The 18,913-nt window shown below is 58.3% G+C and carries 14 protein-coding genes; 6 read left to right on the top strand and 8 right to left on the bottom strand.

Annotation, left to right across the window (positions count from 1 at the left end):
* Positions 1-63 precede the first annotated feature (63 nt).
* Positions 64-1,386, top strand: a complete 1,323-nt coding sequence (locus FA92_RS14905; protein WP_033784051.1) for an MFS transporter — start codon at positions 64-66, stop codon at positions 1,384-1,386.
* Here the strand turns inward: FA92_RS14905 and FA92_RS14900 are convergent.
* The 5 genes from FA92_RS14900 to FA92_RS14880 are packed head-to-tail and all read right to left on the bottom strand — an operon-like array spanning position 1,383 to position 6,640.
* The gene (locus FA92_RS14900; RefSeq protein ID WP_033784050.1) at positions 1,383-2,360 is read right to left on the bottom strand and encodes a spore coat U domain-containing protein; all 978 of its coding nucleotides are present in this window, start codon (positions 2,358-2,360) and stop codon (positions 1,383-1,385) included. The genes FA92_RS14905 and FA92_RS14900 overlap by 4 nt on opposite strands.
* A complete protein-coding gene (locus tag FA92_RS14895; RefSeq protein WP_033784049.1) occupies positions 2,357-4,804 on the bottom strand; it encodes a fimbria/pilus outer membrane usher protein in 2,448 nt (815 codons plus the stop codon). The genes FA92_RS14900 and FA92_RS14895 overlap by 4 nt, the downstream gene beginning before the upstream one ends.
* A gap of 7 nt (positions 4,805-4,811) precedes the next feature.
* Positions 4,812-5,507 carry a molecular chaperone gene (locus FA92_RS14890; RefSeq protein ID WP_033784048.1) on the bottom strand — a complete coding sequence of 232 codons (696 nt, stop codon included), beginning with the start codon at positions 5,505-5,507 and terminating at the stop codon, positions 4,812-4,814.
* 25 nt (positions 5,508-5,532) lie between these two features.
* Entirely contained in the window at positions 5,533-6,048 is a 516-nt protein-coding gene (locus tag FA92_RS14885) for a spore coat U domain-containing protein (RefSeq protein ID WP_013359031.1), read from the bottom strand.
* A 22-nt stretch (positions 6,049-6,070) separates the two neighbouring features.
* Complete coding sequence (locus FA92_RS14880; protein ID WP_013359030.1) at positions 6,071-6,640, bottom strand: spore coat protein U domain-containing protein; 570 nt, start codon at positions 6,638-6,640, stop codon at positions 6,071-6,073.
* 545 nt (positions 6,641-7,185) lie between these two features.
* Here FA92_RS14880 and FA92_RS14875 point away from each other — a divergent pair.
* The 3 genes from FA92_RS14875 (at position 7,186) to FA92_RS14865 (ending at position 13,090) form a co-directional block, all read left to right on the top strand.
* Positions 7,186-9,267, top strand: a complete 2,082-nt coding sequence (locus FA92_RS14875) for a bifunctional diguanylate cyclase/phosphodiesterase (RefSeq protein WP_033784047.1) — start codon at positions 7,186-7,188, stop codon at positions 9,265-9,267.
* A 144-nt stretch (positions 9,268-9,411) separates the two neighbouring features.
* Positions 9,412-11,559 (top strand): bifunctional diguanylate cyclase/phosphodiesterase, encoded by a 2,148-nt coding sequence (locus FA92_RS14870; RefSeq protein ID WP_033784046.1) that lies wholly within the window; start codon positions 9,412-9,414, stop codon positions 11,557-11,559.
* Between the two features lie 127 nt (positions 11,560-11,686).
* Positions 11,687-13,090: a PLP-dependent aminotransferase family protein gene (locus FA92_RS14865; RefSeq protein ID WP_033784045.1), complete on the top strand. Its 1,404-nt coding sequence runs from the start codon at positions 11,687-11,689 to the stop codon at positions 13,088-13,090.
* On the opposite strand, the gene FA92_RS14860 is transcribed toward FA92_RS14865, so the two are convergent.
* Entirely contained in the window at positions 13,087-13,569 is a 483-nt protein-coding gene (locus FA92_RS14860) for a YlaC family protein (RefSeq protein WP_013359026.1), read from the bottom strand. The genes FA92_RS14865 and FA92_RS14860 overlap by 4 nt on opposite strands.
* A gap of 331 nt (positions 13,570-13,900) precedes the next feature.
* Between FA92_RS14860 and FA92_RS14855 the strand changes: the two genes are divergently transcribed.
* Together FA92_RS14855 and FA92_RS14850 are read left to right on the top strand one after the other, a co-directional pair.
* The gene (locus FA92_RS14855; RefSeq protein WP_033784044.1) at positions 13,901-14,512 is read left to right on the top strand and encodes a cupin domain-containing protein; all 612 of its coding nucleotides are present in this window, start codon (positions 13,901-13,903) and stop codon (positions 14,510-14,512) included.
* A gap of 272 nt (positions 14,513-14,784) precedes the next feature.
* The gene (locus FA92_RS14850; RefSeq protein WP_033784043.1) at positions 14,785-17,634 is read left to right on the top strand and encodes a bifunctional diguanylate cyclase/phosphodiesterase; all 2,850 of its coding nucleotides are present in this window, start codon (positions 14,785-14,787) and stop codon (positions 17,632-17,634) included.
* An 11-nt stretch (positions 17,635-17,645) separates the two neighbouring features.
* Here FA92_RS14850 and FA92_RS14845 read toward each other — a convergent pair whose 3' ends face one another.
* Together FA92_RS14845 and FA92_RS14840 are read right to left on the bottom strand one after the other, a co-directional pair.
* On the bottom strand, positions 17,646-18,710 hold the full coding sequence (locus FA92_RS14845; RefSeq protein WP_033733874.1) for a LacI family DNA-binding transcriptional regulator: 1,065 nt from the start codon (positions 18,708-18,710) through the stop codon (positions 17,646-17,648).
* The gene (locus FA92_RS14840; RefSeq protein WP_239780542.1) at positions 18,707-18,910 is read right to left on the bottom strand and encodes a hypothetical protein; all 204 of its coding nucleotides are present in this window, start codon (positions 18,908-18,910) and stop codon (positions 18,707-18,709) included. The genes FA92_RS14845 and FA92_RS14840 overlap by 4 nt, the downstream gene beginning before the upstream one ends.
* Between the last annotated feature and the right edge of the window lie 3 nt (positions 18,911-18,913).

The raw sequence follows: 18,913 nt of genomic DNA, 5'->3' as shown, positions 1-18,913 counted from the left end.
GCCAGGTCACATTAATCTCGCCTCAGGCAGGCTAAAACGGCTAAAAAACAACAGGAAGCCGTTATGAGTCACACCCCGTCTTTACATAAGCCGCCGAAAAGTGCTGCCCGGACCATCTTTAACGTCACCAGTGGTAACTTTCTGGAGATGTATGATTTTATGGTGTTTGGCTATTACGCCACCGCCATTGCCAAAACCTTCTTTCCCGGTGATGACCCGTTTGCTTCCCTGATGCTCACTCTGATGACCTTTGGTGCCGGTTTCCTGATGCGTCCGCTGGGGGCGATCATTCTGGGTGCCTACATCGACCATCATGGTCGTCGTAAAGGCTTATTACTGACGCTGGGCTTAATGGCGATTGGTACCCTGACCATTGCGCTGGTGCCAGGCTACGCCACGCTGGGCGCGGCGGCACCGATTCTGATTCTGCTGGGACGCCTGTTGCAGGGCTTCTCGGCAGGCGTCGAGTTGGGTGGCGTATCGGTCTATCTGGCGGAAGTCGCGCCGAAAGGCCGCAAAGGCTTTTTCGTCAGCTGGCAATCAGGCAGTCAGCAGATTGCGGTGATTTTTGCCGCCCTGCTGGGCCTGATGCTCAATCATCTGCTGGCGAAAGAGGCGGTGACGGAGTGGGGCTGGCGTATCCCGTTTGTGGTCGGCTGCCTGATTGTGCCTTTCCTGTTCTACATTCGCCGGATGCTGGAAGAGACCGAAGCGTTCAGCAAACGTAAACATCACCCGAGCATGACGGAAATCATGCGGTCAGTTGCCAGCAACTGGGCGCTGGTGCTGGCGGGCATGCTGATGGTGGTCACTACCACGGTGATGTTCTACATGATCACTGCCTTTACCCCGACCTTTGGTAAAACCGTGCTGATGATGAGCGATAAGCAGGCATTTCTGGTCACCCTCTGCGTGGGTGTCTCAAACCTGTTCTGGCTGCCGCTGATGGGCGCGCTGTCGGACCGCGTCGGTCGCCGTCCGCTGCTGATCATTTTTACCCTGCTGATGATTGTGACCACCTGGCCGGTGCTGCACTGGCTGGTGGGCTCGGCCAGCTTCGCTCATCTGCTGGAAGCGGAACTGTGGCTGTCGTTTCTTTATGCCAGTTACAACGGGGCAATGGTGGTGTATCTGGCGGAGATTATGCCTGCTGAGGTGCGCGCCGCCGGTTTCTCTATGGCCTACAGTCTGGCGACGGCGCTGTTTGGCGGCTTCACGCCTGCCATCTCCAGCTATCTGATCCACGCCACCGGTGATAAGGCGATGCCGGGCGTCTGGCTGACCTTTGCTGCCGTCTGCGGGCTGATCGGTACACTGTTGATTGGCCGGATGGTGAAACAGTATCAGTTGCGCCACAGCGCGACGCCGGCCAGCGCTTCCCTTTAAAAAGACAAATCGACCACCACGCTGTCGCTGTAGTTACCGGCAGGCGGCGTGTTTTGCGTGGTCAGGATGCGCGCGGTGTAGTTAAAGCCGCGCGTCAGTCCATCCGTAGATACCGCCGTCGAGGTGGTACTGCTCCAGCGTTCCGTACCTGCCGGGCCCCAGCGATTGCTGGTGGTACTTTTATAAATCTCATAGCTCAGCCGATTCGTCCCGCTCGCCATATTCCTGACGCTGCTTAGCGCATAGCTGCCATTGCTCAGTCCGACGGTATAGGTGCTGCCTTTACTGCACAATACGTTGATGGTCTGCGAGACGGTGGAAAAGCTGCCCACCAGCGGCGCGCTGCCAAAGCTGATATTGGGTGAGGTAATCGTCGTGCAGTCATTGGTCAGGATAGCGGTGATGTTAATCGGGATTACGCCGCTGCCGGTCTGCTCACTTAAGCAGAGATTGCCCACGCCGACGCTGGTGCAGATGCGATAAGTCACCGCCATGTTCAGCGTCACCTGATAGGTTCCGGCGGCAACCACCTGACCGGGAACGGTGCGCAGATAGACCGGAATGGCGAAGTTAAGGCTGCCCAGCAATCCCGCCAGGTTAATCAGCGTTTGTGAGCCATAGACAAAGGGCGTGCCACCGATAGTCAGTTCGGTGGCGCAGGCACTGTCGGTGCAGAGTTGCACCGGCACATTATCGCTGCCGGTGTCACCGCTACGCTTGAGGATGCCGCGCGTGCCGCTGACAGTGGTTGCGCCGGTCAGCTGAAAGGTTATCTGGTTATTGCCCAGCAGCGACAGCGACGAGCCGGAGCCACAGTTGACGTTGGCGTTGGTGGTGACCGAACTGACGGTGGTATTCGCCACAAAGGTGGTGACCGAACCAAAGCTTGCCGTGGAGGCGGGAAGGGTACAGGCGGCGTAGCTCAGTGACGGCAGTAGCAGCAACAGGCCAGCCAGTAACAGCGATCTCATCATAGTGGATTTCCGGACGTAAAAGGTTCAGCAGGCGCGGCGGCGCTGCCTGCAACAGGAGCCGGCAGCGCGCAGGTCAGAGGGCCATAGGTTTTCAGCGCCTGCGGCTGACCGCTGGCGATATGCAATTCGGTTTCGCAGCGGCGACCATCTGGCGTCACTACCTCGATCGGATTGCTGGCGGTAAGATCTTCCATCCAGACGATGCCATCCCAGCCGACATATCCGGTGGGATGGTCAGGACGCTGCACCAGGCTTGAGACCGGCAGCGGCTGGCCCTGCGCATCGACCAGGATCACACTGGCGGCGCGCAGTTTCTCCACCGGGAAATTGAGCAGGTAGCCGCTCTGACGTTTCACCGCGAAGCGCTGCTCAACCCGCGGCGTGGTCATATCGGCGGGCAGGTCGAGGGTGTCGATATCATATTTGGCCGGATAGTAGCTGCTGATGGCGGGCACCAGCAGATAGCCCTGTTGATTGGTGCGTCCCATCGACTGATTTTCGTAGCGCACGTTCACGTCGGGATAGCTTGTTTTCACCAGCACAAAGGCGTCGTTGATGGCGTTAGCGGCAAAGACGCTGTTATCCATTAATACCAGCGCACCGGAGAGATCGGCCCATTGCGTGAGGTTGTCATCATCGCCATAAAAACCGCCGGAGGTATCAATCTGGTTATTGCGATAGCGCAGACTGCCCTGACGATAATCGCCGCTGTCACCGCTCTGATTCGCCCATGAGGCATCCCAGGCGAACCCGCCGTCGCTGGGCATGGCGCTGGAGGCGTAGATACGCTGGCTGTCGCGACCGCGCTGATCGCGTTCGGTGCTGATGGCCGCGCTGCCCTGTTCACCAAACGGGATCACCAGCGAGAGGGCACCGGTCCAGCTCTTCTCCTGCTGATCGCGGCTGGCAGAGACATAGAGGCTGCTGTTACCCCACAGGTTTTTACTCCATGAGAGGTTCCACAGGCGGGTGCGGTCGCCCTGACCGTCGGTGATATCGATGAAAGCGGCACCGACGCTGCCAAACTGGTTCAGCGAGACGCTGGCGCTGTACTGCGCACTCCGGCGCGACAGCGCGTAACGGCTATCCGCCTGGCTTCCGGCACGGCTGCCGACCAGCGCCAGATTGCCGAAGTCGCTGCTGCGCTGGGTCTGCTGCGTGCCGATATTGAACCAGCTGTTGTTGTACTGATAACCCCAGCTGTATTGCCTGCCGCTCTCGCCCTCAAGCTGACTCTGCGCTACCGCGCCGTTGACCACGCCCCAGCTGCCGACGCGCAACTGACCGCCCAGCCCGCCCATCGCCAGGCTTTCGCTGCCTTCAGCGTGACTCTCCAGCGTCAGCCAGTCGGTCATGCCGTATCGGTAAGAACCGCTGGCGGCGGCCTGCCCATAATCGAAGTTTTTTATGCCGTAGTTCTCGCGGATCGCGCCAGCGGAAAAGGCATAATCCGACAGGCCCGACTTCAGCAGATTACTGGAGACGTAAAACGGCATGGTGGTAGTGACGCGACGGCCCACCGCATCGGTGGTGGTGATCACCGCGTCACCCGCGCCGTTAACAAACGGCACATTGGTCATTGACCAGGGGCCGGGCTGCACGTTTGCCTGGCTGGAACGATAGCCGTTGATAAAGAGATCGACAGTGGAGGGAACGGCGGCCTGGCCGGAAAAAGCGGGCAGCGGATAGGTCACCAGATCGGGACGGACGCTGAAGTCGCGGCCGACGCGGATGCCGCCAAGCCGCACGCTGCTGCTCCACGCCAGCGAATCGGTGACCAGATCGCCAACCCGCCAGCTTACCGCCGTGTTCTCATCTTCATTGCTCCACCAGCTGTCGTAGCGGATGTAGCCATCGTTCTGATAAGTCTTATTGCCTTCCAGCTGTTGCTGCCAGACACCGTTAGTGGAGACGTGTCCGGTCTCACCAAACATCCGCAGTTCATGTCCGGCGGCAAGGCGGGTGCCGCTGTTATCGGTACGGCTGGCGTAAAGATCGTAGTTAATCAGCGCACCGCTACTGGTGCGGCCTGGATAACGCGGTCCGTTCTTTGCCTCACCAATGACCTGACCGGGCAGCCAGTCAGGCGGCACGGTCAGCAGCAGGCGCTGCCGCGCAGCGTCATACTCCACGCTGATGGATGGCAGGCTGCTGACATCAACCTCTGGCTGCTGGCCCAGCTTAGCCGGTGGCAGACCGGCACGCTGTAGATCGCCGCTGCGCAGCCAGAAATGACCGTTGCGCTGCTCCACCGCCACAATGTTGCCGTTCGCCTGCTGGTTAATCACCAGTTCCAGCATATAACGCTGACCGCTGCCGGTGCTCTGCAGGCTGGGCGGCGGGGGCAGGGATGAGTAAGTCTCCGCCAGCAAAGGATCCGGCGTAAGCGCGTAAATCACGCTGGCCACCGCCAGCGCGCAGGGATGCAGGGAAAAGGGTCTCATTCAGCGCTTACTTCTGAGCAGCGCTGCGCCACTGGCTTTTGTTCACGTCAGCGGTAAGTTCGCCCCCCACCGGCGAGGTGAGCGGCCAGCGATGCGTGCTGTCCGCCAGCACATAGCCGTATAAGCCTTCGCCCAGTTTGCGACCGCCAATCGCCACATTGCTGAGCCGGGCGTGGCCGTTGCCGCTGTTGGTCAGCTGAAGCCAGCGCTTGCCGCCCTCGCTGACCTGTTGCCAGCGCAGAGCAGGGCGGGCGCTGTCGGTGGAGAGCCCGGTACCATACACGAACAGCGGCACCGAATAGCGCATCTGAAAGGTCAGCCCGGCCTGATTCTCGCCAGGAATGTTCGGCGTCGGGATCTCATCCAGCACCACCCGATAGGCCAGCTCTTTACCGGCCGCCGGGGGCGTCTGTTTAATCAGCCTGACCAGCTGTTTCTGGCCCGGCTCCATTCGTACCATCGGCGGGCTGGCGACCACCTGCTGCTGGGTCTGATACTGCTCCTGACTGTTAATCTGCTGCCAGCTGAAAACCCGGATTTGCATCATGGTCGTACTGTTACCGCGATTCTCCAGCCAGAGTTCGCTGGCTTTCTCTTCAGGGTTAATGGCGGGGTCGATAGGCCAGATCATCACCGAGTTAGCGGCGAAGGCCGGAGAGAGCAGGGTGGGACTCAGCAGCAGCAGGGCGCGCAGTGGCTTCATGATCATATCCTTGTTTTCTATCGCCTCACCAGCTCAGGGTGACGGTCAGTGTGTCGGTATAGACGCCGGCGCGCGCAGTGCCGGGCAGTTGTAGCTGGCCATAGATCGGCAGCGTAATGTTATTGGCATTGCTATAGCTCAGCGACACCGCCTGGTTTACCGGGATGACCGTGGTGCGGCTGGCGTTGCTAAAGAGCGTATAGGGAACGGTATTGGTGAAATTGGGCAGCTTCAGATTACGGGTCGTCGTGAAGTTGCTGCCCTGATTGATGCTCATGCTCAGCGTGGTGCCTGGCGTACAGGCAAGGTTAATGGAAGTGCTCTGCACGAAGCTGGCGTTGACGGTGCTGGTCGCCACACCAGACTGCGTGCCGAAATCAAGCGTGCCGAAAACGCCGGTATTGGTACCGGATATCACGCAGCCTGCCACAATCGACGCCGTAACCTGGAAAGTGCTGGTAGGCAGACTCCAGGCGTTAACGCTCCCTATCAGCAGAGGCAGACCGCGTGCGATCGTCAGGCAGGCTCGCCAGAGAACCACCTTTCTTTACCTGCGAGAGCAGTTAATAGTTCACGGCAACGTTGATCGTATCGGTATAGGTTCCGGCAGGGATCAGGGGGTTAAAGCCGCCGCCGACCACCCGGCCATAAATGGCGTAGTTGGTTCCCCGCGTCGGATCGGTCGTACCACTGGAGGCGATCGGCGTATTGTTGGCGATCGCTGTGGTGAAGGAGGCGTCACTGTAGAGGGTATAGGCGATACCCTGCGCATTATTCGATCCCAGAATCAGATAACGCGGCGACGTAGAGGCGGTGCCATAGATAGTGGCTGGCGCAGCATTGCTGCTGGTCACCACCACGTTGTAATCCTGGCCGGTGGTGCAGCGCACAAAAATACCGTTACCGGCTGCACCGACCAGGGTGGCGTTCAGGGTATCAAAGGTGGCGGCGCTGCTACCAAAGTTCAGGGTACCAAAGTTAACGCCCGCCGTGGCTGACTGTCCGTTTACCAGACAACCGGTGGTCAGTGTTAACGTGGCATTGATGGTTCCCGAGGTCGTAGCCGCCTGGGTTAATGATGGAACAGCAACAGTTAATCCTGCAGCGGCAAACAGAAAAAGCTTGAGTTTCATAATATTTCCTTACGGATTATCGAGAGTCAGTGCTTTTTCACCCGGTGTTTATTAACGATTCAACCCAAAGTAAGGAAATAAAAATAACAAGTCCGGCAGCGCCGTAGCCCTAAGAAAAATCTCAGACTTAAGAATGATGATTTATATCAGTTTTATTTACTATAGATCAGTTAAAGCGTTACGCGAAGTGCGGCTGTTTATTTTTCGTTAATCAAATGGTCTTTCTGGCCGATAACCCAGTTACAGCAAGGCGTAAAAGCGAGACGGCAAAACAAAATCCCTTGTTTTTTCGGCCTCTGGTATGCTTTCTGCTTCGGTGATATGTTCCTGTACCAATCAGACATAATAACGATTTACCGCCAGAGACAGCAGGCGGTTAATAAGATGCAGGTCACAAATGGCCCTGCGTTTATGGGCCTGTTTTGCCCGGTCTTCAGGGCCAGTAAATACTGAAGTTAATTAACTTTCACCCATTGGGTGTTTTTAAAATTACTTTTCTGACTTTACACAGCACCTGCTTTTCTGCGGGTGGTGAGGAGTTGTACATGTTGCTTGTCACCTGGGATAGCGTGCTGATCTGCGTTTCGCTGCTCGTGGCGTTTATTGCCTCTTTTACAGCGCTGGACACTGCCGGACGGGTGGCGGTCTCCCATGGCTGGAGCGCGCGGTTCTGGCTGCTGGTGGGCGGCACGGCAATGGGGATTGGCATCTGGGCCATGCATTTTATCGGGATGCTGGCAATGATGATGCCGATGACGATGCGCTATGACACGCGGCTGACGATCCTCTCGCTGCTGGTGGCGATCCTGGCGTCAATATTCGCCTTCGGCCAGACGGTTGGCGGCCTGCATCTCACCCGTCAGCGGCTGCTGCGCGGCACGCTGATCCTGGGCGCGGGCGTGGTGGTGATGCACTATCTTGGTATGTCGGCCCTGCTGATTGATCCGCAACCTGAGTGGAATACGCTGCTGGTGGCGCTCTCGGTGCTGATTGCGTTCGTCGCCTCGGGCGTGGCGCTGTGGCTGGCGTTTCATCTGCGGCAGGGTGACCATCATCTGCTGCTGATGCGTGGGCTGGCCTCAATAGTGATGGGGATCGCGATTGCAGGCATGCACTATGTGGGCATGGCGGCGGCGGTGTTCAGCCACGACAGCACCATGCTACCGCACGGCGTCAGTAATCCGGGACTGGCGGTATGGGTCTCGCTGATTACGCTGAGTATTCTGGGGATCACCCTGCTGAGTTCGATGCTGGACGCTCAGGTGCGCGCCGCGCGGCTGGCAACCCGGCTCAATCGCGCTAACCAGGAGCTGCGTCAGCTGGCGATGCATGACAACCTGACGGCGCTGCCCAACCGGGTGATGCTGGAGCAGCAGCTTGATCTCGCCATCAAACAGGCGACGCTGAATGAAGATCGCTTTGCCGTGATCTATATGGATCTGGACGGCTTCAAGGCGGTCAATGACACCTGGGGACATCACGTCGGTGACCGGCTACTGGTGGCAGTGGCGGAACGGCTACGCAGTCAGCTCAGTAACACCATGCTGCTGGTGCGGCTGGGCGGGGATGAGTTTGTGCTGATGGCGGAGTGTGATATCAGCCCGGCCCGGCAGTTGGCGCAAAAACTGGTGAAAGTAATCGGTTCGCCGTTTGAACTTGACCGCTATGTACTGCACGTTTCACTCAGTGCCGGTATTGCAATCTTTCCACTGCATGGCCGCAGCCGGCAGGAGCTGTTGTTTAATGCCGACGCGGCGATGTACCACACCAAACACAGTGGGCGAAACGGCTGGTGCCTGTTTGAGCCCGCCATGAGCGCGGCAACGCAGCATCAGCTGGAGCTGGCCAACGATCTGTGGGAAGCGATCGATCGCCAGCAGATGCGGCTGTTCTATCAGCCCAAATTCCGTTCCGGTGGCACACGATTAATGGGATTTGAAGCACTGCTGCGCTGGCAGCATCCGCAGCGCGGTCTGCTGACGCCTGAGCTGTTTTTGCCGCGCGCCGAAAAAACCGGTCAGATTGTGGCGCTGGGCAACTGGGTGATTGAGGAGGCGTGCCGTCAGTTAAGGATCTGGCACAGCCAGGGACACAGCGACTGGACGGTCTCGGTGAATCTCTCGGCATTGCAGTTTCACCAGCGTGATCTCCTCAGCACGCTGACCGGGACGCTGGCGCGTTACCAGCTGTCAGGGAGCGCGCTGATGCTGGAGATCACCGAAACGATTGCCATGCGCGACCCTGTTTTCAGCCAGCAGCGGATTCGGGAGTTGCAGCAGGCAGGCGTCAGCGTCGCCATTGATAACTTCGGCATCGGCTATGCCAACCTGTTGCATCTTAAGCATCTGGATGCCAGTGAACTTAAAATTGATCGCAGCTTTATCAACTGCCTGCGACCTGGCAGCGAAGATGCGACCGTGGTCAGCGCCATGCTGACGCTGGCGCAGAGCCTCAACCTGCGCATGGTAGCGGAAGGCGTTGAGACGGAAGAGCAGCAGCATCTGCTCACCAGCTTAGGCTTTGATGCATTGCAGGGATATCTGCTGGGCAAGCCAACGCCTCCGGATCGGGTTGACGCGTTCAGTTTTCCCGCACTGCGGCAGCCGGTGTCGTCGGTTTCTGGCTGAAGCTGACGATAGATTTCATCACTCAGAATGAGTGGAAAGGAGGCAGGGTTCGCGGCTCATTAACCGCCGGGCTATGCCGATAACTCATACAAATTTAAAAAAACCTCTGCCCAACCACCAGCACGGCTTTCGCGGGAATGCACTATGTTAGCAACCTCATACGACTCTTTTATCGTCATCGTCTCAGTTCTTGTCGCGATGCTGGCTTCGTTTACCGCCTTAGATATGGCGGGGCGGGTGGTACATTCTACCGGCAAAGTGGCGCTGGTCTGGCTGTTCGGCGGCGGTTTCTCCATGGGCATCGGCATCTGGGCGATGCACTTTATCGGCATGCTGTCGATGAGCATGGAGATGGTCATGAGCTACAACGCCGGACTTACCGCCTTCTCCGCCGCCATTGCCGTCTGCGCGTCGATATTTGCACTGTGGCTGGTCTGCAGCAGTGGCGATCTGCCTTTGCCGCGTCTGGCGGGCGGCGCGCTGATCCTCGGCAGTGGTGTCGCGGCGATGCACTACACCGGCATGGCGGCGCTGATGTTCTCGCCCGGTATCGTCTGGCAATGGGGCTGGGTAGCGCTGTCGGTGGCGATTGCTCTGGCCGCTTCGGGCGCGGCGCTGTGGCTGGCGTTTAACCTGCGTGAGGGTCAGACTGGCCGGGTCACACTGCTGCGCATTGGCGCTTCGGTGGTGATGGGCTGTGCGATTGCTGGCATGCACTATACCGGCATGATGGCAGCAGAGTTTCCCACCCACAGTCATCCGGTCGGGCAGGGCGTCAACAGCAACTGGCTGGCGATTCTGGTCACGGTGGTCACCATTTCGATTCTGGGCATTACCCTGCTGGTCTCGATGCTGGATGCGCGGATGCAGGCGCGTACCTCGATTCTCGCCAGTTCGCTGGCTGAAGCGAATCGCGAGCTGGCTCAGCTGGCGCTGCACGATAACCTGACCCGGCTGCCGAACCGTATCCTGCTGGAGGATCGACTGGAGCAGGCGATCAACAAAGCGAACCGTGAGCAGACGCAGTTTGCCCTGATGTTTATGGATCTCGATGGGTTTAAGGCGGTTAACGACGCCTTCGGACATCACATTGGCGACAGTCTGCTGGTCGGTGTGACCGAGCGGATGAGTCAGCAGATGACCGGCTACTACACCCTGGCGCGGCTCGGTGGTGATGAGTTTGTGCTGCTGGTTGAGATAGACGATCCCAATGATGCAGCTGCCATCGCCGATAAGCTGGTTAAAGCGGTGGATCGCCCGTTTGATATCTCACGCTATGAACTGGTGGTCTCACTGAGTCTGGGTATCGCCGTCTATCCCGGTGATGGCGTGGATGAGCGGGAACTGATGTTCAACGCCGATGCGGCGATGTACCACACCAAAAATAATGGCCGCAACGGCTACACCTTCTTCCAGCCCTCAATGAACATTCAGGCGCAGAGCCAGCTTCAGCTGAATAACGATCTCTGGCATGCGCTGGAGAACGACGAACTGCGCCTGTTCTATCAGCCCAAATATTGTGCGCCGCGCGGCCCGATCCTCGGTTTTGAGGCGTTGCTGCGCTGGCAGCATCCGAAGCGTGGCCTGCTGTCACCCGATAAATTCCTGCCGATGGCGGAAAAGACCGGCATGATTGTCAGCATCGGCAACTGGGTGATCCATGAAGCCTGTCGTCAGCTGCGCCAGTGGCATCTGCAGGGCCATCCGGACTGGTCGGTGGCGGTGAACCTGTCGGCGCTGCAGTTTGAACAATCGAATCTGGTAGAGACGGTGGTGGATGCGCTGGCAAAACATCAGATTCCGGCCGAACTGCTGACGCTGGAAGTGACGGAGACCACTGCGATGCGCGATCCCGATGAGAGCGTGCGTATTCTCACCGAGCTGACCCAGCTCGGCGTGAAAGCCTCGATTGATGACTTTGGCACCGGCTACTCCAGCCTGCTCTATCTGAAACGGCTGCCGGCCAGCGAGCTTAAGATCGACCGGGCCTTTGTGAATGAGCTGCAGCATCAGAAAGAAGATGCCACCATCGTGTCGGCGATTGTGGCGCTGGCGCAGTCGCTGCAGCTGAAAGTGGTGGCTGAAGGCGTTGAAACCGCTGAGCAGCAGGCCTTTCTGACCAGCCTGGGCTGCAATACGCTGCAGGGCTATCTGCTGGGCAAGCCGGTTCCCCCTGAGCGGGTGCCGGATCTGGCTAATTTTGTGGTGCCGGAAACGGAGGTGGCGATGGCAAACGTGAGCCCGATGACTGAGGCCGATCAGCCCCTGACGCCGCAGGTGGCGGTGATCTGACGCGCCTGAGTAGCGCTGAATCAGCGTAATCGGAGACGATAAGCGATGCGCGCCGCCTGTCATTGGCCGCCGTGCGTGGTAAAGTCTCGCGGTCAGACGACTCGCGGTAAACAAGGAGAGGCGACCCGTGGCGAAATACCAGCGCTTGATGGATGAGATTCAGCAGCAGATAGAGGCCGGCATCTGGCTGCCGGGCACCCGTTTACCGTCGCTGCGTCAGCAGGTTGCGCATCAGGGTGTCAGCCTGATGACGGTGCTGCATGCCTATGAGCTGCTGGAGAGTCAGGGCTGGATCGTCTCGCGTCCACAGTCAGGTTACTACGTGGCACCGCGCGCCTTAGCGCCCGCACCGCTGAGTGTGGCAATCAGCGAGCAGGTCGATATCAACGACTTTGTGTTTGATGTACTGCAGGCCACGCGCGATCCCGCCATCGTGCCGTTTGGCTCTGCGTTCCCCGATCCGGCACTCTTTCCGCAGCGTCAGCTGATGCGCTCGCTGGCGAACGTCTCACATCATCTGACCCCAACCGATGCGCTGCACAATCTGCCGCCCGGCAACGCTACGCTGCGACAGTTGCTGGCGCAGCGCTATGCGCGTCAGGGCATCACCCTGTCGCCGGATGAAATTGTCATCACCAGCGGGGCACTGGAGGCGCTGAACCTCAGCCTGCAATCCCTGACCGAGCCGGGCGACTATGTGGTGATTGAGCAACCGAGTTTTTATGGCGCGCTGCAGGCGATCGAGCGGCTCAAGCTTAAGGCGCTGGCGATTCCGGTCGATGCAAAGCAGGGCATCGATCTCATCCAGCTGGAGGAGGCACTGCAACGCTGGCCGGTAAAAGCCTGCTGGCTGATGACGACGCTGCAGAATCCGCTGAGCGTGACGTTAACGCCGGAGCGCAAACAGCAACTGGTGGCGCTGCTGGCGCGTTATCAGGTGCCGATGATTGAAGATGATGTCTATGCCGAACTCTGGGCGGGTGAGGCTGCGCCGCTGCCCGCAAAGGCCTGGGATCGCCAGGGAAACGTGCTGCACTGTGGCTCGTTTTCCAAGTCGCTGGTGGCGGGTTTCCGCGTCGGCTGGGTGGCAGCGGGACAGCATGCGCAGCGCATTCAGCGCCTGCAATTGATGAGCACGCTCTCGACCAGCGCACCGATGCAGCTGGCGCTGGCCGACTTTCTTGCCACGCGGCGTTACGACACCCATCTGAAGCGGCTGCGACAGATACTGGCGAAGCGACAGCAGATGGTGCGTCAGGCGCTGCTGAAGGTGCTGCCGCCGCAGGCGACGGTCAGCGAAGCGCGCGGCGGCTATTTTCTCTGGGTGACGTTGCCGGACAGCATCAATACTACCCGGCTCTACCAGCAGGCGCTGGCGCAGGGGATCAGTATCGCACCGGGGCAGTTGTTTTCGGCAGGAGAGCAGTTCAGTCACTGCTTCAGACTGAATACCGCCTGGCCGTGGGATAGCCGGGCCGAGGCGGCAATAGCGACGCTGGGTCAGTTAATGGCGCAACCGCAGGCGGATTAGACGCGTGCCGCTTCCTGGTGGCCCCAGGTCAGGTAATAGACATCATAAAAGTCCACTTCCCCTTTTTGCGTCAGCAGACGCTGGATACCACTTTTCACCCGCTCCGGCGTTTCAGGCAGCGACAGAATGCGTGAGATAGCCTGTTCGCGCACCGGCTGAACGTAATACCACTCACCGTTGTAGCAGACACGCAGATCGAGCGCATCGATATCTTCAAAGCGATATTTCGGGTTGATATCAAGCAGCATCAGCACGCTCATCACCAGCACAAATGCGGTGGCAAACCAGAAGGCGGGCCAGCCGAGCATCTCGGTGGTGAAGATCAGCGCCACGCACAGGCCGTAGCAGAGATACATAACGGCCCAGAGGCCGGGATGGTTCTTCAGAAACGAGAGGCTAAATCGCGGCAAATTGTCGCGACGTTCTTCGCGGTTAAGCGTGGCGATCTCGTCAATCAGGATTTGTTTAATAGCGTCCATTTGTTACCTCACTGTCATCTGTTAGCTATTACAACAGATAACAGTCAAGCATATCAGAAACAGATCTGTGCGATTTTTGTATAACAGTTTATCAAAAGAGTGTCCGGACATCGGGCTGCCGTATCTGCGTGCCGGGCCGCCTGACATTTTGCAACACTTTGCCGCAGTAAGAACCGCTATCCGCAGGCGTACAGGCACTATCTGGCCCTATTGTTAACGACACATTTGGCTTTAGTCAGCAATATCAGTCCATTATCTCAATTGTGTCGTCCGGCGCACATTGCATTGTGCTGCGGGTTTGCCACACTTAGAAAAAAACCGGAGAACCTGTATGCGTGCCTCATCCTCCAGTCTGTTGTTAACGATGTCCTTTGCCGCGGGCACTTTTGCGGCCGGGGCCTCTGATAATCCTCAGCATCTGATGCTCGCCATCCCGTCGGGCGGCGTACCTAATAACCCGTTACCTCTGATTATCTGGCCGCGCGTGGTGCCGGAAGAGGAGGAGATCGCAGCGTGGTTTGAGAAAACTTTCGACGAAAACGGCTGGCCACCTGCCTGGCGCTATCCGATTTTCCCCTATACCCACTTTCATCCCAACACCCATGAACTGCTCGGGGTTGCGGAAGGCTGGGCGGAAGTGCTGTTTGGCGGCGACAGTGGCCGGATGGTCACCCTGCGCGCAGGCGATGCGGTGCTGATCCCGGCGGGTGTCGGTCATCGGCAGGTCAGCGCCAGCGAAGATTTTATGGTGATTGGCGCCTATCCGCACGGCATGTCGCCTGAGACGCTGCGCGACGAACCCGCGAAGCTGAAAATGGCGCAGGAGCAGGTGAAAAAAGTGCCGTTGCCGACACAGGATCCGTTCACCGGTAAAGAGGGCGCGTTAACCGAGATCTGGCAGCCGATTGCCGCGATGCATTTACAGCAACAGATGGACCTGTAAACGTCGTTTCTGCCAAGAAATGATTAAGCGCGAGCCAGTCTCGCGCTCTGACCTGGCTGGCTGTAAAACCTGCCTTAACGCCTGAGCTCAGGCGCTTATCCCGATCATCACATCATTGAACATTTGCTCGCCGCTGCCGATAACTCCCCTGTTAAGATTAGTTATTCTTCTTAATACGCTTGTCTTCGCAGACCTTTTCCGCTGTAGTCTCGGCTCGCGATTAAGAACATTCTTAAGCCTTTACCGGGCTACCGATCAGCAGGCAAATAACAATGGATAATAACTCTGATGTCATGTATCGCATGCTGGTACAAAGCGTGATCGACTACGCGATCACCATGCTTAAACCGGACGGAACTGTCGCCAGCTGGAACGGTGGGGGTCTGCACGTCCTTGGTTACAGGCCAGACGAAATTATTGGACAGCACGCCGCCCTGTTTTACAACGACGAGGATCGCCGTCGCGGTCAGCCGCAGCGCGAACTCGATATCGCCGTCACCACCGGACGTTACGAAAACGAAGGCTGGCGCTGCCGCAAGGATGGCAGCAGCTTCTGGGCACACGTGGTCATCTATCCGATCCGCGACGAGACCGCTCAGCTGATAGGATTTGCTGCTGTCTGCCGTGACTGCACCCGGCAGCAGGAGCAGCAGCGCAAAGAGCGGGAACAGGAGATGCGCTTCCGCCTGCTGGTGGAGGGCGTCACCGATTACGCCATCTACATGCTCGATCAGGACGGAAACGTAGTGAACTGGAACGCCGGCGCACAGCGGGCCAAAGGCTATGTGGCGGAAGAGATTGTTGGCCAGCATTTTTCCCGTTTCTACAGCGCGCAGGATCGACTCAATCATATCCCCAGCCAGAACCTGCAAACGGCGTATCGTACCGGCCGTTTTGAAGATGAGGGCTGGCGCTACCGCAAAGATGGCAGCGCGTTCTGGGCCCATGTGGTGATCGACACGATCCGTGACGATCAGGGTAAATTGCTGGGTTACGCCAAAATCACCCGTGACTGCACCGAACAGCAGCGTGTCCGCAGCGAGCAACGGGAACAGGAGCAGCGTTTTCGCCTGCTGGTAGAGGGCGTTACCGATTACGCCATCTATATGCTCGATGTCGACGGCGTGGTGGTCAACTGGAATGCCGGTGCCCAGCGCGCCAAAGGGTATAAAGCGGAAGAAGTAGTGGGTCAGCACTTCTCGCTGTTTTACAGCGCTCAGGAGCGACTGAACCGCACGCCGGAAGCCAACCTCGGTATCGCGCTGAAAACCGGCCGCTTTGAGGATGAAGGCTGGCGCTACCGTAAAGATGGCAGCGCGTTCTGGGCGCATGTGGTCATCGACGCGATCCATGATGATGACGGTAAGCTGATCGGTTTCGCCAAGATCACCCGCGACCGCACGGAAGGCCGTGAGCAGGAGCAGCAGATCCTGCGCGCCCGGGATCTGGCCGAAGCCCAGAGCACGCAGAAAACCGCCTTATCTAAATTCCTGGACAATATCATTGCTAATATTCCCTCCTGCGTGATTGTTGAAGATGCGATCACCCGCGAGATCCTGCTGGTGAATGACCGTACTCAGCAACTGTTTGGCCTGTCGAAAGCACTGATCGTCAACAAGCGTCCGCACGAATGCATGTCACCTGAGCTCAGTGATTATTTTAACAATCTGGCGGACGTTGCACTGCGCAGTGAGGGCATGCATGAGCGTGAGCAGTTACTGATGACCGCCAGCGGCGAACGCATTCTGCATACCCGCGCCACCGCGATTAATGGCCAGGATGCACGCCGCAACTACCTGATGCTGCTGGTGGAAGATGTCACCGACCAGCGTGCCGCCGATGCCCGTATTCACCATATGGCGCACCACGACAACCTGACCAGCTTGCCGAACCGCATTCTGTTCCGCCAGCGTCTGAGTGAGGCGTTGCGCACCGCGAATCAGACGCAGCGCCAGACCGCCGCGCTGTGCCTTGATCTGGATAACTTCAAAAATGTGAACGATGCGCTGGGCCATCAGATTGGCGATGAGCTGCTGCGCAGCGTGGCTAAACGTCTGCGTAACACGCTGCGCGATCAGGATACGCTGGCGCGCATCGGTGGCGATGAGTTCGCTATCGTGCTGCCCTCGGTCGCGAACAGTGAGGAGGCGAGCATTGTGGCGCAGCGTCTGATCGAGGCGATTCGTCCGCCGGTTAACGTTGAGGGTCATAATCTGTCGGTCGGGCTCAGCGTAGGCATTGCGCTCAGCACCACCATCACCAATACGCCGGAGCAGCTGTTGCGCTGTGCGGATATGGCGCTGTATGAAGCCAAGCGTAATGGCCGCAACCGCTATGAGCACTTTACGCTGGAGATGGATGATGTTGCGCGCAGCCGCCGCCTGATTGAAAACGATCTGCGCGATGCAATCAGCGGCGGGCATCTGCGGCTCTACTATCAGCCCATCACCAATGGCGATCATCGCACGATTATTGGCTATGAGGCGCTGATGCGCTGGCATCATCCGATCCGCGGGCTGATCATGCCCAACGACTTCATCCCGATTGCAGAAGAGACCGGCCTGATTCATATGCTGGGAGCTTTTGCGCTCTATGAAGCCTGTCGTGAAGCGGCGAGCTGGGAAGGGGAGCAGTCGGTCTCGGTCAACCTCTCACCGCTGCAGTTTAAAAACAGCTCGCTGGTGCCGGTGGTCGAAGGCGCGCTGAAAGAGTCGGGTCTCGATCCGGCGCGACTGGAAGTCGAGATCACCGAATCGGTGCTGCTGGATGACTCACTGGGGAATATCCGTACCCTGCAGAATCTCAAGGCGCTGGGCGTACAGATTGCGCTGGATGATTTCGGCACCGGCTATTCGTCGCTGAGCTATCTGCGATCCTTCCCGTTCGACAAAATCAAAATCGACAAATCGTTTATCAACGATATGGGCGACAGCCGCGAGGCGCTGGCGATTATCCGCGCGATTACCGGCATGAGCCGCAGTCTGGATATCCAGATTACCGCTGAAGGCGTGGAGAGCGATGAGCAGTTCGCGAAGCTGCGCGATGAGGGCTGTACGCTGTTCCAGGGCTTCCTGTTCGGACGGCCTCAGCCGTCGGAATTGCGGCTGAAAACGCTGGATTAATCAGCACCGGGTTAATCATAAAGGCCATGCTGCTGAACCGGCGCATGGCTGAGATTATCGCGAATGCGGCGCACCGACTCGCGCACCACCAGCCTGCCATTCAGCAGCAGGCTGCCAGTGGGTGTGCCGGGATTCAGCCGCATCTCCTGCAGCATTCTGACTGCTGCGGCGCCCAGCTCATCACGTGGCACCTGTACCGATGTCAGCGGAATGTCGTGGATAGCGGCCAGGTTAAACCCGTCCATGCTCATTACTGAGATATCCTGCGGCACCCGCAATCCGGCCTGCTCCAGCGCGGTGACGGCACCTGCGGCGATGTAATCCCCGCTGGCGAGAATCGCCGTCGGGCGCAGCGCGTCAGGGCAGTGGCGCAGATATTCACCCAGTCGCTCCGCCGCCTCATTGCTGCTGAAACTGTTCAGGGTCAGCAGATGCTGGCGGCTGTCAAAGCGCAGATTCATGGCGTGCCAGGCGTCACGTACGCCCTGTAAGCGCTGCTCCATGGTGTAGCGGCGCAGGCAGTGTAGCGACAGGATCTGCCGGTGTCCCTGCTCAAACAGATAGCGCGCGGAGAATTCCCCAATCAGCTGATGATGTGGTGAGACCGAGGGCAGGCGCATCCGGCGATCGCGGGCATTGATCAGCACGCAGGGTTTGTTCATCTCCGCCGCCAGCTGATGAATATGCTCATCATCAATGCCGATCAGCAGGGCGGCTTCGGTCTGCTGCATTTTATCGATAAACAGCGCGGCATTACTCTCTACCTCTTCCAGCGGGCAGTAGCGCAGCCGCACCTCATGCGGCTCCACCGCCTGGCTGATCCCCTGAATCACCTTGTAGTAGAAAATGTCGCTGCGTACGTCAAAGGCGCGCGGCGGGGCAAAGACCATCAGGTTATTCAGCAGCAGGCGACCGCTGTGCAGGTTATCCAGCACGCCCTGCTGCTGCGCCACGGCCAGCACTTTGTCCCGCGTCGCGGGCCGGGTATTCGCTTTTCCCGCCAGCACCCGCGATACCGTACTGATCGAGACCCCACTCAGCGCCGCAATCTCACCGATTTTCAGCCTTTGTTTCATTCTGTGATCGCCTTCAAATCTGCTGATGAAAAATTTTTCATAGTCTGCTGAATCGCGTCAGATAAGCGTTCCAGTGCCATTTCCTGTCGGGATTCAGCCTGCCATGAAAAGCGTTGCAAAAAAGTGGCTGTACCCACGTTTCGCACTTTTCTAAGTTCGATAAAAGCACACGCGGTACGCCAGCAGGCGGTGTGCGTCATCAA

The sequence above is a fragment of the Pantoea sp. 9140 genome (assembly GCF_000745295.1).
Lineage (GTDB): Bacteria > Pseudomonadota > Gammaproteobacteria > Enterobacterales > Enterobacteriaceae > Pantoea > Pantoea vagans.
Note: the sequence above shows the minus strand (reverse complement) of the source record. Positions and strands in the feature narration are given on the sequence as shown.

What these genes read in the sequence shown, in the direction of transcription:
- FA92_RS14895 (WP_033784049.1), bottom strand. Translation starts at nt 4,804, where the DNA reads ATGAGACCCTTTTCCCTGCATCCCTGCGCGCTGGCGGTGGCCAGCGTG.
- FA92_RS14870 (WP_033784046.1), top strand. Translation starts at nt 9,412, where the DNA reads ATGTTAGCAACCTCATACGACTCTTTTATCGTCATCGTCTCAGTTCTT.
- FA92_RS14850 (WP_033784043.1), top strand. Translation starts at nt 14,785, where the DNA reads ATGGATAATAACTCTGATGTCATGTATCGCATGCTGGTACAAAGCGTG.
- FA92_RS14845 (WP_033733874.1), bottom strand. Translation starts at nt 18,710, where the DNA reads ATGAAACAAAGGCTGAAAATCGGTGAGATTGCGGCGCTGAGTGGGGTC.
- FA92_RS14860 (WP_013359026.1), bottom strand. Translation starts at nt 13,569, where the DNA reads ATGGACGCTATTAAACAAATCCTGATTGACGAGATCGCCACGCTTAAC.
- FA92_RS14900 (WP_033784050.1), bottom strand. Translation starts at nt 2,360, where the DNA reads ATGATGAGATCGCTGTTACTGGCTGGCCTGTTGCTGCTACTGCCGTCA.
- FA92_RS14880 (WP_013359030.1), bottom strand. Translation starts at nt 6,640, where the DNA reads ATGAAACTCAAGCTTTTTCTGTTTGCCGCTGCAGGATTAACTGTTGCT.
- FA92_RS14890 (WP_033784048.1), bottom strand. Translation starts at nt 5,507, where the DNA reads ATGAAGCCACTGCGCGCCCTGCTGCTGCTGAGTCCCACCCTGCTCTCT.
- FA92_RS14855 (WP_033784044.1), top strand. Translation starts at nt 13,901, where the DNA reads ATGCGTGCCTCATCCTCCAGTCTGTTGTTAACGATGTCCTTTGCCGCG.
- FA92_RS14840 (WP_239780542.1), bottom strand. Translation starts at nt 18,910, where the DNA reads ATGACGCACACCGCCTGCTGGCGTACCGCGTGTGCTTTTATCGAACTT.
- FA92_RS14875 (WP_033784047.1), top strand. Translation starts at nt 7,186, where the DNA reads ATGTTGCTTGTCACCTGGGATAGCGTGCTGATCTGCGTTTCGCTGCTC.
- FA92_RS14905 (WP_033784051.1), top strand. Translation starts at nt 64, where the DNA reads ATGAGTCACACCCCGTCTTTACATAAGCCGCCGAAAAGTGCTGCCCGG.